The sequence below is a fragment of the Halarcobacter sp. genome, assembly GCF_963675975.1.
In the GTDB taxonomy this organism is placed as follows: domain Bacteria; phylum Campylobacterota; class Campylobacteria; order Campylobacterales; family Arcobacteraceae; genus Halarcobacter.
The window spans coordinates 631,281-646,552 of record NZ_OY780939.1 but is presented as its reverse complement, the minus strand read 5'-3'; the positions used below and the strand labels follow the sequence as shown (position 1 = coordinate 646,552).

At 30.0% G+C, this 15,272-nt stretch carries 19 protein-coding genes; 9 read left to right on the top strand and 10 right to left on the bottom strand.

Features of this window, described 5'->3' with window-relative positions; translation table 11 throughout:
- Positions 1-11: 11 nt before the first annotated feature.
- From cysK to ACKU3H_RS03105, 3 genes are read right to left on the bottom strand one after another with little or no spacing between them, the layout of a single operon-like run.
- Positions 12-938, bottom strand: coding sequence for a cysteine synthase A (cysK, locus tag ACKU3H_RS03115; RefSeq protein ID WP_320035514.1), 927 nt, complete (start codon positions 936-938; stop codon positions 12-14).
- Positions 939-950: 12 nt separating this feature from the next.
- A complete protein-coding gene (locus ACKU3H_RS03110) occupies positions 951-1,364 on the bottom strand; it encodes an Rrf2 family transcriptional regulator (RefSeq protein WP_320035513.1) in 414 nt (137 codons plus the stop codon).
- 8 nt (positions 1,365-1,372) lie between these two features.
- Positions 1,373-2,641, bottom strand: coding sequence for an O-acetylhomoserine aminocarboxypropyltransferase/cysteine synthase family protein (locus tag ACKU3H_RS03105; RefSeq protein WP_320035512.1), 1,269 nt, complete (start codon positions 2,639-2,641; stop codon positions 1,373-1,375).
- A 252-nt stretch (positions 2,642-2,893) separates the two neighbouring features.
- On the opposite strand from ACKU3H_RS03105, the gene ACKU3H_RS03100 reads away from it, so the two are divergent.
- The 3 genes from ACKU3H_RS03100 to nhaD are packed head-to-tail and all read left to right on the top strand — an operon-like array spanning position 2,894 to position 5,851.
- Entirely contained in the window at positions 2,894-3,322 is a 429-nt protein-coding gene (locus ACKU3H_RS03100; RefSeq protein ID WP_320035511.1) for a MarR family transcriptional regulator, read from the top strand.
- Position 3,323: 1 nt separating this feature from the next.
- On the top strand, positions 3,324-4,475 hold the full coding sequence (locus ACKU3H_RS03095; protein WP_320035510.1) for a multidrug effflux MFS transporter: 1,152 nt from the start codon (positions 3,324-3,326) through the stop codon (positions 4,473-4,475).
- Between the two features lie 8 nt (positions 4,476-4,483).
- Complete coding sequence (gene nhaD / locus ACKU3H_RS03090) at positions 4,484-5,851, top strand: sodium:proton antiporter NhaD (protein ID WP_320035509.1); 1,368 nt, start codon at positions 4,484-4,486, stop codon at positions 5,849-5,851.
- Here nhaD and ACKU3H_RS03085 read toward each other — a convergent pair.
- Together ACKU3H_RS03085 and ACKU3H_RS03080 are read right to left on the bottom strand one after the other, a co-directional pair.
- Positions 5,848-6,996: a DUF2201 family putative metallopeptidase gene (locus tag ACKU3H_RS03085; protein WP_320035508.1), complete on the bottom strand. Its 1,149-nt coding sequence runs from the start codon at positions 6,994-6,996 to the stop codon at positions 5,848-5,850. The two genes, nhaD and ACKU3H_RS03085, sit on opposite strands and share 4 nt — an antisense overlap.
- A gap of 2 nt (positions 6,997-6,998) precedes the next feature.
- The gene (locus ACKU3H_RS03080) at positions 6,999-8,000 is read right to left on the bottom strand and encodes a MoxR family ATPase (protein ID WP_320035507.1); all 1,002 of its coding nucleotides are present in this window, start codon (positions 7,998-8,000) and stop codon (positions 6,999-7,001) included.
- 85 nt (positions 8,001-8,085) lie between these two features.
- Here ACKU3H_RS03080 and ACKU3H_RS03075 point away from each other — a divergent pair, with 85 nt between their 5' ends.
- From ACKU3H_RS03075 to ACKU3H_RS03065, 3 genes are all read left to right on the top strand, one after another.
- Positions 8,086-9,312 (top strand): NAD(P)/FAD-dependent oxidoreductase, encoded by a 1,227-nt coding sequence (locus ACKU3H_RS03075; RefSeq protein WP_320035506.1) that lies wholly within the window; start codon positions 8,086-8,088, stop codon positions 9,310-9,312.
- Between the two features lie 131 nt (positions 9,313-9,443).
- Positions 9,444-9,746, top strand: a complete 303-nt coding sequence (locus ACKU3H_RS03070; protein WP_320035505.1) for a type II toxin-antitoxin system RelE/ParE family toxin — start codon at positions 9,444-9,446, stop codon at positions 9,744-9,746.
- A complete protein-coding gene (locus ACKU3H_RS03065; protein ID WP_320035504.1) occupies positions 9,736-10,821 on the top strand; it encodes a HigA family addiction module antitoxin in 1,086 nt (361 codons plus the stop codon). The genes ACKU3H_RS03070 and ACKU3H_RS03065 overlap by 11 nt, the downstream gene beginning before the upstream one ends.
- Positions 10,822-10,842: 21 nt before the next feature.
- Here ACKU3H_RS03065 and ACKU3H_RS03060 read toward each other — a convergent pair whose 3' ends face one another.
- The 4 genes from ACKU3H_RS03060 to ACKU3H_RS03045 all read right to left on the bottom strand — a co-directional run bounded on the left by ACKU3H_RS03060 (position 10,843) and on the right by ACKU3H_RS03045 (position 12,487).
- Positions 10,843-11,031, bottom strand: a complete 189-nt coding sequence (locus ACKU3H_RS03060; protein WP_320035503.1) for a hypothetical protein — start codon at positions 11,029-11,031, stop codon at positions 10,843-10,845.
- A 12-nt stretch (positions 11,032-11,043) separates the two neighbouring features.
- Positions 11,044-11,319 (bottom strand): type II toxin-antitoxin system mRNA interferase toxin, RelE/StbE family, encoded by a 276-nt coding sequence (locus ACKU3H_RS03055; protein WP_320035502.1) that lies wholly within the window; start codon positions 11,317-11,319, stop codon positions 11,044-11,046.
- Positions 11,309-11,563, bottom strand: a complete 255-nt coding sequence (locus tag ACKU3H_RS03050) for a prevent-host-death protein (RefSeq protein ID WP_320035501.1) — start codon at positions 11,561-11,563, stop codon at positions 11,309-11,311. Before ACKU3H_RS03050 ends, ACKU3H_RS03055 begins: the two co-directional genes overlap by 11 nt.
- Before the next feature lie 102 nt (positions 11,564-11,665).
- Entirely contained in the window at positions 11,666-12,487 is an 822-nt protein-coding gene (locus ACKU3H_RS03045; protein WP_320035500.1) for a hypothetical protein, read from the bottom strand.
- 153 nt (positions 12,488-12,640) lie between these two features.
- On the opposite strand from ACKU3H_RS03045, the gene dksA reads away from it, so the two are divergent.
- On the top strand, positions 12,641-13,003 hold the full coding sequence (gene dksA / locus ACKU3H_RS03040) for an RNA polymerase-binding protein DksA (RefSeq protein WP_320035499.1): 363 nt from the start codon (positions 12,641-12,643) through the stop codon (positions 13,001-13,003).
- 55 nt (positions 13,004-13,058) lie between these two features.
- A complete protein-coding gene (locus ACKU3H_RS03035; protein ID WP_320035498.1) occupies positions 13,059-14,105 on the top strand; it encodes a CNNM domain-containing protein in 1,047 nt (348 codons plus the stop codon).
- 36 nt (positions 14,106-14,141) lie between these two features.
- Here ACKU3H_RS03035 and ACKU3H_RS03030 read toward each other — a convergent pair whose 3' ends face one another.
- The gene (locus tag ACKU3H_RS03030; RefSeq protein WP_320035497.1) at positions 14,142-14,660 is read right to left on the bottom strand and encodes a rhodanese-like domain-containing protein; all 519 of its coding nucleotides are present in this window, start codon (positions 14,658-14,660) and stop codon (positions 14,142-14,144) included.
- Positions 14,661-14,868: 208 nt separating this feature from the next.
- Between ACKU3H_RS03030 and ACKU3H_RS03025 the strand changes: the two genes are divergently transcribed.
- On the top strand, positions 14,869-15,255 hold the full coding sequence (locus tag ACKU3H_RS03025; RefSeq protein ID WP_320035496.1) for a hypothetical protein: 387 nt from the start codon (positions 14,869-14,871) through the stop codon (positions 15,253-15,255).
- Positions 15,256-15,272: the final 17 nt, after the last annotated feature.

Genomic DNA, 15,272 nt, shown 5'->3' with positions numbered 1-15,272 from the left:
AGGATGAGTTTTTACTCATCGTCATATAATCCTGAACTTAGATATCTCTCACCTGTGTCACATAAAATTGTAACAATCGTTTTACCTTTGTTTTCTGCTTTTGATGCAATTTTTTCTGCAACAAATACATTAGCTCCAGCACTAATACCAACTAATAAACCTTCGTTTTTAGCTAGGTTTCTAGAAGTTTCAATTGCATCTTCATTGCTAACTGTAACAACTTCACTGAATAAATCAGTATTTAATACATCTGGAACAAATCCCGCACCAATACCTTGGATTCTATGAGGACCTGGTTTCCCACCACTTAATACAGGAGAAGCTTCTGGCTCAACTGCAATAATTTGGATATCAGGGTTATGCTCTTTTAATACTTCACCAATACCAGTGATTGAACCACCTGTACCAATAGCTGCAACTAAAATATCAACTTTTCCATCAGTATCTGCAAGAATCTCTTTTGCAGTTGTTTTTCTATGGATTTCTGGGTTTGCTTCATTTGCAAATTGTTGAGGAATAAAAGAGTTTGGAGTCTCTTTTGCTAACTCATCAGCTTTGTCAATAGCACCTTTCATACCCTTTTCTGGCTCAGTTAAAACTAGTTCAGCACCTAATGCTTTTAATAGTTTTCTTCTTTCAATACTCATAGAACTTGGCATTGTAAGGATAAGTTTGATTCCTAATCCTGCACAAACAGAAGCTAAAGCAATACCAGTGTTTCCACTTGTTGGCTCAATAACTGTAGTGTTTTCATTGATTAACCCTTGCTCTAAAGCAGCTTTAATCATGTTTGTTCCAATTCTATCTTTTACTGAGTGAGTAGGGTTCATAAACTCACATTTTCCAAGAATTGTAGCCTCTGTAGCATCACTCGCTTTTTGTAATCTAACAAGTGGTGTATTTCCAATTAATTCAGTAACGTTTTGTGCAAATTTCATTTCATATCCTTTCTATATACTGTAATGTAAAACTTCGTTATATTTATCTTGATACTCATCTAACTGAGTAAGACTTAAATCAAATATTTTTTTGGTATTGTCTTTAGCATCGGAAAAAAACATATTTAATATTGGATTTTCTGTCTTACTATCGATAACTTTTAAATCACCTTCTAGTGCAATCAGAATATCTTTTACTATTATGTTTTCTGGTTTATCAGCTAAGATATACCCACCTTTTGCTCCCCTGATACTCTTTACTAAGCCAGCATGTCTTAATTTGCTTAAAAGCTGTTCCAGATAATTTTGAGGAATCTTAGCATTTGAAGATATCTCCTTTATCTGTAGAGGTGTATCATTCTCATGCTTACTTAGTTCGTACATAGCTGTTAGACCATATACACCTTTTGTTGAAATCAGTGGCATCTTAATCCTTAACTTAATGCTTGTTCTAAATCTTCAATTAAATCTGCTGGATTTTCTAATCCAATTGATAATCTAATTGTTGTAGGATTTATTCCCGCTTCTTTTAACTCAGTCTCATTCATTTGAGAGTGAGTAGTAGATGCAGGGTGAACAATCAATGACTTACTATCACCAATATTTACAACAACACTAAATAGTTTTGTTGAATCAATAACTTTTTTTGCTGTCTCATAATCTTCTACCTCAAAAGAGATAAGCCCAGATGCTTTTCCATCTTTAAAATATTTTTGAGCTTTTTCATAATAAGCACTTGACTCTAATCCTGGATAATTTACAGCTTTTACTTTAGAATTAGATTCTAAGAATTTCGCAACCTCTAAAGCTGAGTTAGAGTGTTTTTCCATTCTAATATCTAAAGTCTCAATAGTTTGTAAAAGTAACCAAGAGTTATAAGGAGATTGTGTTGCTCCAATATCTCTTAAAAGATTTAGTCTGATTCTAAGACAAAAATTTGGTAAAGGTACATCTGTGTACACTAAACCATGATAAGATGGATCTGGTTGTGTAAAGTGATAATATCTTTCACTATTTTCTTTAAAGAAATCAGCTAATCCATCTCTTTCTACAACAATTCCACCAACACCGCTTCCTTGACCGTTTGTATATTTTGATGTTGAGTGAACTACCACATCAACTCCCCATTTAATAGGGTTAAATAAAGCTGCACTTGCAACTGTATTATCACAAACAGTTAAAACACCGTTTCTTTTTGCAATTTCTACAATTTTATCTATGTCAGCAATTGCAATTTGAGGATTTGATAATGACTCAAAGAAAATTGCTTTAGTTTTATCATCAATTTGTTCTTCTAAATCTGATGCATCAGCACTTTTAAATACTTTTGTAGAGATTCCAAATCTTTTCATAGTATAAGTTAAAAGTGTAACTGCTCCACCATATAGCTTGTCAGAGATAATTACATTGTCTCCAGCTTCAGCTACATTAGCAATAGCATAAAAAATTGCAGATTGACCACTTGCCGTACAAATAGCAGCAGCACCACCTTCAAGTTGTGCAAATCTTTGTTCTAATACATCAGTAGTTGGGTTTGTTAATCTAGTATAGATTGAACCTAACTCTTTTAGAGCAAAAAGATTAGCCGCATGCTCAGCATCTCTAAATGCATATGCAGTAGTTTGAGCAATAGGAACATTCATAGTTCCCCAACCTTCTTTGTTGTTGTAGCCACCATGTATTGCAATAGTCTCTTTTTGCATAAAAAATCCTTTTTATTAATTTCTACTTTTTTAATTTGTAGTGAAATTGTATAGTATTTTTTTTATAATGTCAAGTATTTTAATCATAATTTTATAAATTCCCTATTTATAGGGCTATAGATAATCTATATTAAATTAATCAAGATTAATAAAATTGTAATAAAATTTAATAAATTTAAGTTTTTAGTGAAAAAAATTTATTTAAAAATAAGGTTGTATATGCAATAGTTGTATATACAATAAAGGTTTTTAATGAAAACAGAATTAGAAAATTCAATTTTATTTAGAGTAAATCGTGTAGCAAATCTATTAAACACATCTTTTAATCATAAATTACAAGACTATGATATTGCAATAGAACAAAGAATTACACTGGAATTTATCAAAAATATGCAAAGTGTAAGCCAAACGAAAATTGCAGATGTTTTAGTTAAAGATAAAACAACTATAAGTAGAACTTTAAGAGCATTAGAATCAAAAGGTTATATTAAAAGAGATGAAAAGGTAGTTGATAAACGTACAAATCTTATAAAATTGACAAATCTTGGAGAAAAAGTTTTGGAAAATAGTTCTAAAACTGTGAAATCTTTTCGAAGCAAAATTTCATCAGAATTAACAAATGATGAAAAATTACAACTGTTTGAGCTTTTGGATAAAGTAATCAAACCAATAAAGGAATAAAATGAAAAAAGCAACCAATCATATTTATTTAATTATATTATTATCAATTCTTTCATCAGTTGCACCTATCGCAACAGATACTTATATCCCCTCTATTCCTGATATAGCAAATGATTTTAGTGTAAGTATCGAAAAAATAGAATTAACATTATCAATATTTTTAATAGGATTTTCTGTTGGACAAGTGTTTGGAGGTCCAGTTTCAGATAGAATAGGTAGAAAAAAAAGTTCAATTTTTGGACTTTTGGGTTTTGCCTTTTTTAGTTTTATAATAGTTTTTAGTACTACTGTTTATGAATTATGGGTTTATAGATTTTTTGAAGCTTTTTTTGGAGGAATGGTTGTAGTAAATGCTATGGCTGTTGTAAGGGATAAGTTTCATGGCAAAGAAGCAGCAAAAGTGTTTTCTTTAATAGGAACTATTAGAAGTATCGCTCCACTTATAGCTCCTGCAATTGGATCATTTATCATACACTTTTTTTCTTGGGAAGCTGTATTTTTATATTTAACTTTTTATGCATTATTTACAGCTTTTCTTATATATAAAGATTTGGATGAGAGTTATACCTATGTAAAACAAAGTATTTATCACTCTTATAAAATGGTACTTACCCATAAAGTTGCCATGAAAGCAATGCTTACATTAGCTTTAGGGTTTTCAGGATTTTTTATATTTATTGCAAAATCATCGTTTATTTTTATAGAGCATTATGGTGTATCAACAGATTATTTCCCACTATTTTTTGGATTTAATTTTGTGATATTAATCTTTATGATAAAAGTAAATATTCAATTATTAAAAAAATTTTCTCCAGTAGATTTAGTTAAATACGCGATTATTATACAAATTTTTGCTGGAATAGCATGGATATTAACTTTTGAAAATCAAACAATTGTAATCACTATGGCTCTAATGGCTGTGTATATGAGCATGATGGCATTTGTTTTTGGTAACTGTATGGCTTTATCTTTGGAACACTTTTCTAAAAATGCTGGGGTGGCTTCTGGAGTAGTTGGGGTTTTACAGTTTGGTTTAGGAGCAATTATTTCATCTGTAGCATTACTTTTTCATAGTGAAACTTTTTTACCAATTGGAATAAGTATTACAACTATCTCTATAGTTGCATTTTTGATATTTAGAAGTTATAAATAGGAGACTTAATGATTAAAATTTTATCTTTTTTAGGATTAGTAGCAAGTGCATGTTTTGCAAATGAACTTGAAAATCCTGATTTAACAACAACGTGGGTTGGTATAGCAACTTTGGTTATATTTGTAATAGGTTATTACTTTATTGCAAATGAGGAGAAATATCACATAGATAAATCTGTTCCAGCTCTTTTTATTGGGATATTTACATTTTTGATGATTTCAGCATATTATGCAATAAATGGCTTAAATATACATTTAGTTCACAATGAAGCAGAAGCTGTAATTTTAGAGATTGCGGAGATTGTATTCTTCCTTTTTGTTGCTATGACCTATATAGAATCACTTATTCATATGGGTGTTTTTGATAGATTAAAATATAATCTAATCTCAAAAGGTTACACATATAGAAAACTTTTTTGGGCTACTGGATTTTTAGCATTTTTTATCTCACCAATTGCTGATAACTTAACAACAGCACTTATCCTTTCAACTGTTTTAATCACTATTGAAAAGACTAAAAAAGAGTTTTTAGTTCCAGGTGCAATTAATATTGTAGTTGCTGCAAATGCAGGTGGAGCATGGTCTCCATTTGGAGATATCACAACTCTTATGGCTTGGACTGCTGGAAAAGCACATTTTATTGACTTTTTATATCTATTCCCATCTTCTGTATTAGGGTATTTGGTAACTGCATTTTTATTATCAAAAGTTGTTCCCACTACAAAACCAGCTTTTGATGCAAATACTGAGAAAAAACCAGAGATGAAAGAGGGTGCTAAAACTGTAATTGTATTAGGAGTTATTACTATCATTACAGCTGTAATCTCACATCAAGTGTTAGATTTCCCAGCTATGTGGGGTATGATGTTTGGTCTTGTATTACTTAAAATCTACTCATATAAACTTACTATTAAGTTTGGTAAAGAACATTTTGATGTATTTGAATCTATGTCAAAAATTGAAAACAATACCTTGATGTTTTTCTTTGGTATCTTAGCTGCAGTTGGTGCTTTATATTTTGTTGGTTGGTTAACACTGGCTTCTGTTGTATATCATCCTGATTATTTAGGTGCTACTTATGCAAATATAGCTGTTGGTTTCTTATCAGCTGTTGTTGATAATGTTCCAGTTATGTCTGCTATTTTAAAAGCAAATCCAGATATGGATCTTTCAAATTGGATGTTAGTGACTTTAACAGCTGGTATTGGTGGTTCTTTAATCTCTTTTGGTAGTGCCGCTGGTGTTGGTGTTATGGGAAAACTAAAAGGTGTTTATACTTTTAGTTCTCATATGAAATATGCTTGGACTATTTTGCTTGGATATTTTATATCTATAGGAATTTGGTATTTACAATTTGAGGTTTTAGGTTTTAACTAAAATATTACCAAAGACCTACCAAATGGGATTCTGTTTTTCTGATTAGACAGAGCCCATAAAACTTCATAAGAGGGTGGAATTTTAGGAAAAATTCCCTCTCCATCTGTAAAATATAAAAGCATAGAACTCATAGGCAAGTTTGCATCAACAAACTCAAACACTGGTCTATAATCAGTTCCCCCTCCACCTTTTAGTGCAAAATCCATATCTTCGCCACCTTGAAAAGAGTAGTGTGCATGAACTTTTGCATCTGCAATAAGAAGTTCAATAGCAACTGATGGAAAGTTTTGCATGATTGATTTAAACTCTTCAATAAAAGCTCCCAAAAGCTCCTCTCTAATACTTCCTGAGGTATCAATGGCAACCACTAAACTCAAAGTATCACTTGCTAAACTAGGAAGAGCTATCCCTCTATAGATATGCTTTTTATTTGGTGGCATAAAAGCGTAGTTGTTTCTCATATGTCTATTGATTGCATTGTATAGTTCAAATCTCCAATCAATATTTTTTGCAGTCATTTTTTTAGCAAATCTTTCAAAACCTGTTGGCATCAAAGATTTTCTTTGTGCTACTTCTTTTGCTAGTGTTGCTGCATATTCCCACTGTTCTTCATCATTTTCATCTTCTATCTCTTGGATTTTATCTATATTTGCAAAGATAGAATCTTTTTGCTCTTTTGCATCAACTAAAGTGTTGTTTGATTTGTCTGTTTTGTCATCAAAGGCGTTTGTCCCTTCAAAATCATTTTGCTCCAAAAGAACTTTGTAAATCTCCTCTGCATACATATTTTTGAAGTCTTTATGGTAGTTTGCCCCTTTTGGGATTTTCAAACCATTTTTTTTAAGCATTGAGTTTATTGCAAAATCTGTTGCTAGTTGCCAAAGCTTTCCTTTTCTGTTTAGTTTTCTTTGTTGGTGGGATAAGATATGGTGCATAACACAATTTGTAAGTATAAACATCAACTCATCTTTTGAGCATCTGTTTATAAACTCTGGATTGTATTTGAACCTTTTACCATTACTGGCATAAAATTTAATCTCTTCATCCTCTTCGTGCTTTAGTCTTGAAGCTAACATTCCAAAGTATGGATACTTTGATGTTAACTGACTTTTTGCTTTTATAAGCAGTGTATTTGCATCAATCATGATTAGTGTAACAATGAGTTAAAGTTTTTAATCCATAAAGGCCAACTTTTTAGATAATCAAGTTCAATATCTCTTTCTCTTAAATCTTGAACTATCATAACTGCAAACTCCCCAGGAAGGTTTAGAGTGTATTTTAGTAGGTTGTCTAAAGTTTCCCCTGCACTTTCATCATCAACTCTCATAGATAAAGAAGTACACAACATATGTAAAGCTGCTGTTTCTTCTGGAACTTCTTGGGTTTTTCCTTCAAGTATCTCTTCTATATTTGGCAGTTTGCTCTCTACATCTTTAAACCCTAAAAATGAAGCTGCTAACTCTAAACCAATAGCACCACCTATCATAGTAAGAAGTAAATCATCATCAGGTTTTGATTCTAAAATCTCATTTACATATTCCCAAGTTCTAGGAGTGGCAAATGACTTACTGTCATCTTGAGTGTTAAAAGCAAAAAGTGCATCTGGTCTATATGAAATAAAAGCGATGATTGTTTTGTTTATCTTTGCTTTAGTTGCCCAAGCTTTCCAATCTTCGATATTGGGTTCCATTTCTAAGTGAACAAATCTATTTGCCAAAGGACTTGCCATACGAAATACAACCCCTCTATCACTTTCTCTATTTCCTGCTGCAACTATTGACCAACCATCTGGAAGTGTATATTCCCCAATCTTTCTATCTAGGATTAGTTGATAGGCTGAAGCTTGTACCATAGGGGCTGCTGTATTTAACTCATCTAAAAAAAGTATCCCTTTTTCTTTACTTCTATCTGGTAAAAATGAAGCAGGAGCCCAAACTGCGCTACTATCTTCTTGGTTGAAAAAAGGTATTCCTCTTAAGTCTGTTGGGTCAAGAAGTGAAAGTCTTAAATCTATACACTCTATACCTTGCTCTTTTGCTATTTGTGAGACAATTGAAGATTTTCCAATCCCCGGAGGTCCCCATAAAAAAATAGGAACTTTTCTTTTTGTTAGGTGTTCGATTGCTCTTTTTGTATTTTGAGGATTCATAGATTGCCTTTTTGTTATTTGTCCTCTATTTGCAAATATCATACCAAATTGGATAAAATCTGTCTTATTAAATAAATGGATGGGTATGAAAGTAGCAATTATTGGAGCTGGAGCGGCTGGAATTATCGCTGGTATTACAGCAAAAAGAGAAAATAAAAATATAGAGATAGACCTTTTTGATATAAATAATGGCATAGGTAAAAAAATCCTGGCAAGTGGAAATGGAAGATGTAATATCTCAAATATAGATTGTAAAGTTTCAAATTATATAGGTGAAAACCCAAGTTTTGTAGAGTTTGCACTAAAGCAGTTTGATTTTAACTCTTTTAAAAAGTTTTGTAAATCTATTGGATTATTACTTGATATAAAAGAGGACGGAAAAGTTTATCCCCTATCAAATGAAGCAAAATCAGTAGTAAACTTACTAAATAGTGCAATAGAAAGTTTAAATATAAACACAATTCTAGAAACAAAAATAACAGATATAAAAAAACAAAATGACAAGTTTGTAGTTGTATCAGAAGATAAAGAGTTTAAAGACTACGACAAAGTTCTAATAAGCTCAGGACTAGCAGCAGCTCCACAACTAAATGCAACAGAAGACGGAATGAACATAGCATCAAACTTCGGACACTCTTTTAACCTAACTTATCCATCACTTGTAGGACTTCATACAGATTTTGAAAACTCTTCAAGAATACAAGGTGTAAAAAAAGTAGCACAAGTAAGTTTATATATAGATGGACAAAAAGAGAATGAAATCTTAGGAGATGTACTATTTACAAAATATGGAGTATCAGGATTTGCTATTTTGGATATCTCACAATATGCAGTTTATCCACTATCTTTATACCAAGATGTACAAATAGCAATAAACCTTTTTCCAAATCTTAGCAGAAACGAAGTTTTAGGTATGGTTGAAAGCCTATTTAAAACTCTACCAAACCAAGAAGCAGTAGAACTTCTAACAGGAATAGTATCAAACAAATTAGCACCAATATTACTAGAAATGTCAAAAATAGATAAACAAAGCAAAGCCAAAGATATAAATGCAAAACAAATAAGAGCAATAGTAAATACCCTTATAAACTGGAGATTCAAAATCACAGATACCCAAGGTTTCAAACACGCAGAAGCAAGTGGGGGTGGAATTAGAACTGATGAAGTAGATGAAAAAACTTATGAAAGTAAAAAGTGTAGTGGACTTTATTTTGCTGGAGAAGTGCTTGATATAGTAGGGAATAGGGGTGGATATAATCTGCAGTTTGCTTGGGCTAGTGGGTACCTAGCAGGAAAAGATATATCGAAGTAATTATAGTTCTTTATATTAATTGTATCATAATGTAAAATATTATATATTTGTTAATTAAAATATAATATTTAACTCAAATTAAGAGAAATTATATTATTATATTCACCTTAAGGGTGAAAATAGGAACTACATTGGAAATAGAGTTTAAGAGTAATAAACTAAAAAAACAATATGAAAATAGTAAAATTGCAGAAAAAGCATATGGAGCACAAGTAGCAAAGAAATATATAATGAGAATAAATACTTTGAAAGCTACAAAGTCATTTGATGAACTTTATAAAATTCCTACCTTAAAATTTCATCCTCTTTCGGGAAATAGAAAGGGTGAATATGCAATATCTTTAACTGGGTATTGGAGGTTAATTATCACTAATAATGGTGATACATTTGATATAGCAAAAATAGAGGAAGTGAGTGATCATTATGGGAACTAATATTTATCAGTCAGACTTAGCAATACATCCTGGAGAATATCTTGAAGAGATAATTGAAGATATTGGAATGAGTCAATCTGAACTAGCAAATAGGTTAGGAAGACCAATTCAAGCAATAAATGAAATTATAAAAGGAAAAAAGAGTATTACTTCTACAACTGCATTAGAACTTGAAGATGTTTTAGGTGTTCCTTCTCATATTTGGTTGGGATGGGATAGTGAATATCAAATTGTGATTGCCAAGCAAGAAGAATTAAAATTAATGGAAGAAGAAAGTGCTCTTGTAAAGAACTTTCCTTATTCAGATTTAGTAAAATTAGGTTTTGTAAAAGCAACAAGAAAAGCTGTGGAAAAAGTTGATGAATTAAAAAGTTTTTTTGGTGTAGCAAAGTTAGCTCAAATTTCACAAGTTAAAACTTATCAAGCAGCTTTTAGAGTTTCAAGTACAGAAAATGTTTTACATGAATCAATAGCTTCATGGATACAAGCAGTTAGAGTTAAAGCTAAACAAGTAGAAGTTGAATTGTTTGATGAAAATAAATTAAAAGAAAATTTACCTAAACTTAGATCTCTTGTAAATATAGAACTAAATCAAGCAATTAGAGAGATTCAAAGTATATTAAAAAGTTGTGGAATTGTACTAGTTATGCTACCACATTTTAAAAATACAAAAGTTCATGGAGCAACTTTTTGGTTGGATAAAAATAAGGCAGTAATTGCAATGACTTTAAGAGGGAGTTACAGTGATGTTTTTTGGTTTAGTTTCTTTCATGAAATTGGACACCTTTTACTTCATCCTAAAAGAGAAGTATTTTTAGAAAATGGCTATACAAACCCTAAGTTAGAGAAACAAGAAAAAGAAGCAGATAATTTTTCAAGTGAATTACTTATTCCAGAAAAAGAGTATAAAAAGTTTTTATCAATGAATAAAATGTCAAGAGAAGGAGTTATTCAATTTTCTGAAAAACTTAATATTAAACCTTTTATATTAGTTGGTCGATTAATGCATGATGGAATAATCGGTTATGATAATAATCAATTATCATCTCTGAGAGATAGGTATAAATGGAAATAAGAAATTAAAATTCTAAAATTTCTAAAACCTCTCTTTCAAAACAGTTAATTTCTTAATCATTTTAACTTCAAAATTTCCAACATCACAAGTGACTTTATTTTCAAAAATCTTCAAAGGCTTAACTCTCTTATATGATTTCCTTTCACAAGAAAAACAAACAAAATTTTTATCCTCAATAGCCTTTTGCAAAAATCTATATTCTATATTCATCTTATTACTTTATTAATAAACTTCATCATGAGTTCCTATATCTATAGGAATTATTTGATTATCTTTTATGATAAAATCAATAATCATTCTATATTCCATATTTATTGAGATTGAATAAAAATCTGTGAGTTTTCCTTTTAGTTTATGAAGTCTTAAACTAGGGTGATAAGGGTCTTTTTCTAAGATAAAAATAGATTTTGCGTATCTTTCAAACATATTGGGATGTTTTTTTAAAAACTTTTTTAATCTCTTTTTATATTCCTCTGTGATTATTAACTCATAGTTCATTTTTTAACTCTTCAATATGCTCTTTGGCACTTTGAGATTTAAAATTTCCTTTTTCTATATCTTGCATCGATTTTATATATGCTAAATCAAGCTCAACTTCTCGAAGTTCTTTATATCTTTCTATATCTAGAACTACATATTTGTTTTTACCTCGAACATTTATGATAAGTTCATCAACAGTTTCAAATAGTTTTGAAAACATTGATACACCTTTTGTTTTCACATCATTTGCATTGATTATCATAATAGTATCCTTAATAGTACTTTTAAAAGTATTATAGTTTAAAAAGAAAATTTTGTCAAAAAGTGTATCAAATAAGTTCTTAAGATAATTAATTAAATTATATTATTCTACAATCCCACTCATACAAGTAACTTCAAACCCAGCTTTTCTCCAAGCTTTTACAATCTCAAGTAAACCTATACTATCACTTGGCATATGTGGAGCTATGATTATATTTCCTATGTTTTGTTCTATCACTGCTTGTTGTACATCTTCTGGTACATGCATAGCAACTATAGTTCCTACACCTGCTTCAAAATAAGATTTATAAACATCAACTCCACCATTTGTTCCACCTGCCATAAGAACTTCTATTTTCCCTGCATAGTCGTTATCTGAACCAACTCTTATAAGAGGTTTGGCAACTTTGCCTTGGTAGTATTCCCATGAGTTTAACTCTTCTATTATATCTTTTAGAGTTGTTTTTGCTTTGTTATCAAAAGCTTTATCTAATCTTGTTTGAACTATCTCTTCTGTTATAAAATCTGCTGGAATATGGATATTTAGATATGGAAGATTCATAAGTCTTGCAGCTGAACTTACTTTGTCGTAGTTTGAAGCGTGTCTTCCCAAATCAATACTTGCTTGTCTTCCTCTTAGAGCTTTTTGAGCTTTGTTTATAGGAACTCCAGCTTTTACCATTCTATCTATTTGTACATCCATAACTTTTGCAAAATCAACCACACAAGAATCAGCTTTTGGGTGGTGACTTACTACGCAGTCATATCCTAACTCTTTTGCTAAAAGTAGTTCAGGAGTTTCCATATCTATACCAATAAGTACTTTTTTTATATTTTCACCTTCAACTATTATTCCTGAGTCATAAGGTATCTCATCTAGCTTTGCTAAATCTAAAGCTATATTCATCAAATCATTTGTATTCATCATTATTCTTTTTTAAATCATTATAACTTATTAGCAGTATTGAAAAAATGAAACTCTTGTTTAAAAAGTGGGATATTAGATATTTTTAAGTTATTTAAAATGCAACTAAGTTGCATTGTGATACTATTCCGCAAAAAAATCTAGGAAAATATTATGGCTAAAGAGCTAAATCAAAAACAGATAGATGAGATATATCAACTACTAATTAATAGTAAAGAAAAGATTGAAAACAATCTAAAAGGTATATCAAGTTCACAAGATGATTTAAGTAGTATGGATCTAAATGATGATGCAGATTTTGCAGCTGCAAGTAGAGATTATTACAATGATATTCACATAAAAAATCAGCAAGCTGAAGAGTTAGAATTGATTAATTATGCACTTATGAAAATCAATAAAGGGTTATTTACTGGAATTTGTGAAATGTGTGATTCTGAAATAGGTATGAAAAGACTAAGAGTAAAACCTTATGCAAAATATTGTATTGATTGTAGAAATCATATAGATAAAAGATAGGACAATAATTAAATTATAATATTGTAAACTAACTCAAATCGATTTAGGAATTATAATGTTAATGCTTCTTTATTTTTTTATTGCTGTAGGTGTTTCTTTTTTATGTTCAATATTAGAAGCAGTTTTATTGTCTATCTCAGCTTCTCATATTGAACTAACAAAAGAAAAAAACTTTAAATTAGGGACTTTAATGGAGTCTCAAAAGAAAAATGTTGATTTTTCAATAGCTGCAATTTTGACACTAAATACTTTTGCACATACATTAGGTGCAGCAGGAGTTGGAGCTGAAGCTGCAAAGCTTTTTGGTGAAGAATATATGTTTTATATCTCTGCCATACTTACTATTTTAATACTTGTATTCTCTGAGATTATACCAAAAACACTGGGTGCTTTTTATTGGAAAGAGTTAGCAGGATTTTCCACAAGAGTTATAAAAGGTTTGACTATAATCACTTATCCTTTATTAATAGTATTAAATAAAATCACTATTTTAATAGCTCCAAATAAAAGTGAAAAGATTACAAAAGAAGAGATCATAGCAACTGCAAATATTGCAGAAGAAGAGGGGATTCTAAGAGAAAAAGAGAGTTCTATTATTGAAAACCTTTTACAACTTCATAATATTAGAGTAAAAGATATTTTGACACCAAGAAGTGTTATGTTTTGTGTTCAAAAAGATGAATTCTTAGCTTCCTTTGAAAACTACTCTTCATTAAATATTGAAAAGTTCAAAGAATACTCAAGAGTACCTGTTTATGGTGAGAGCATAGATGACATAAAAGGTTTAGTTATATCAAAAGAACTATTTCATGAAATGATTGAAAATAAACTTGAAGATAAAAGTCAGATTATAAAAAAAGTAAATGGTGTAAATGAAAATGTACCTATTTCTAAACTTATTGATATGTTTTTAGAAAAAAAAGAACATCTTTTTATTGTATATGATAATTATGGTCAAACAGAAGGTGTAGTTACACTAGAAGATGCTATGGAAACATTACTTGGCATAGAAATTGTAGATGAATTAGATTCAAATGTAGATATGCGAGAAGTTGCTAGAAATAAAATGATAAATCATAGAACAAATAAATTAAAAGTATAAAAAGAGACCCTTCTTCTCTTTTTATACAAGAACTAACTATTTTTTACAGTGTTCTGCGTAAAAGTTACCAAATTTAAGACCAGTACCACTTTTGTCTTTTTTTACAGTATATTTTGTAACTACAGGATTACATTCATCTATCCATGAATATAAATCATAAATTTTAACTGTCTTAAATCCCATTTGTTTAAATATCTGTGCTTCTATTGAAGCTCTAGCAGCTGAATTACATACAACAATAAGATTTGGTTTTACAAAGTTTTCATCATCATCTAATGCAAATAGTTCAAGACCTTTTTCAGGTGCTTGTCTTCCAACTCTTACACTCCCTTTGATATGAGCTCCAGACCACTCTTCCATAGTTCTTACATCAGCAACTAACCAATCTTTTGCTGTTAATGCTTTTTTTACTTCATCTGTAGTTGCATAGTTTCCAGCTTTTTTCTCTTCAGCTTTTAACTTTTTAGACAAGTCATTATAATTTACAAAATCACTTGCTAATAATGAACTTGTTGCTCCTAATAAAAATGCTAATACAATACCCTTAATATTCATATAGTCTCCTTCAAAAATTGTCAGATTATTATAATTAAAACTTATTAGTAAAAACTTAATAATAACTTATAACTTAACTATATTAAACATAAGAAAATATTATATTTTGAAAAAATTATTCAAACTTTTTTCCTTCAGTATCTTATTTTTTAGCTTCTCTTTATCGATATTTATTATAATTACAAAATTAACTTTAATAGGATGAGTGATGGATAACAAAGAAATAGTGGAAACACCAAGTACTAAGTTTGGAAAAAAATTAGTTCAAGAAAAATATAATGTAAATGTAGCTTTTTATATCCATTTAAAAGAGTATCATAATGGAGTAAGGGAAGAATTAGAAGCTAGAATAGAAGAGGTTTTTTTCTATTCAAAAGGTGTAGACTGGAAGTTTGATAGTTTTGGAATAGAAAAAGCAGGTTCAAGAAGTAAAGATGTATTGGGATACTTTATTTTTAGAACAGCAAATATTACTGAACTTAAGAAACTATTTTTAGAGTATTTCAAAGATTATCAAAATGCTCACAAAATCACATGTTCAGTTGCCGAATACCAAAAAATAAATGAAAAATTCTTTGAACTAGAAGTAAAATAATTAAGGTAGAATCTCTA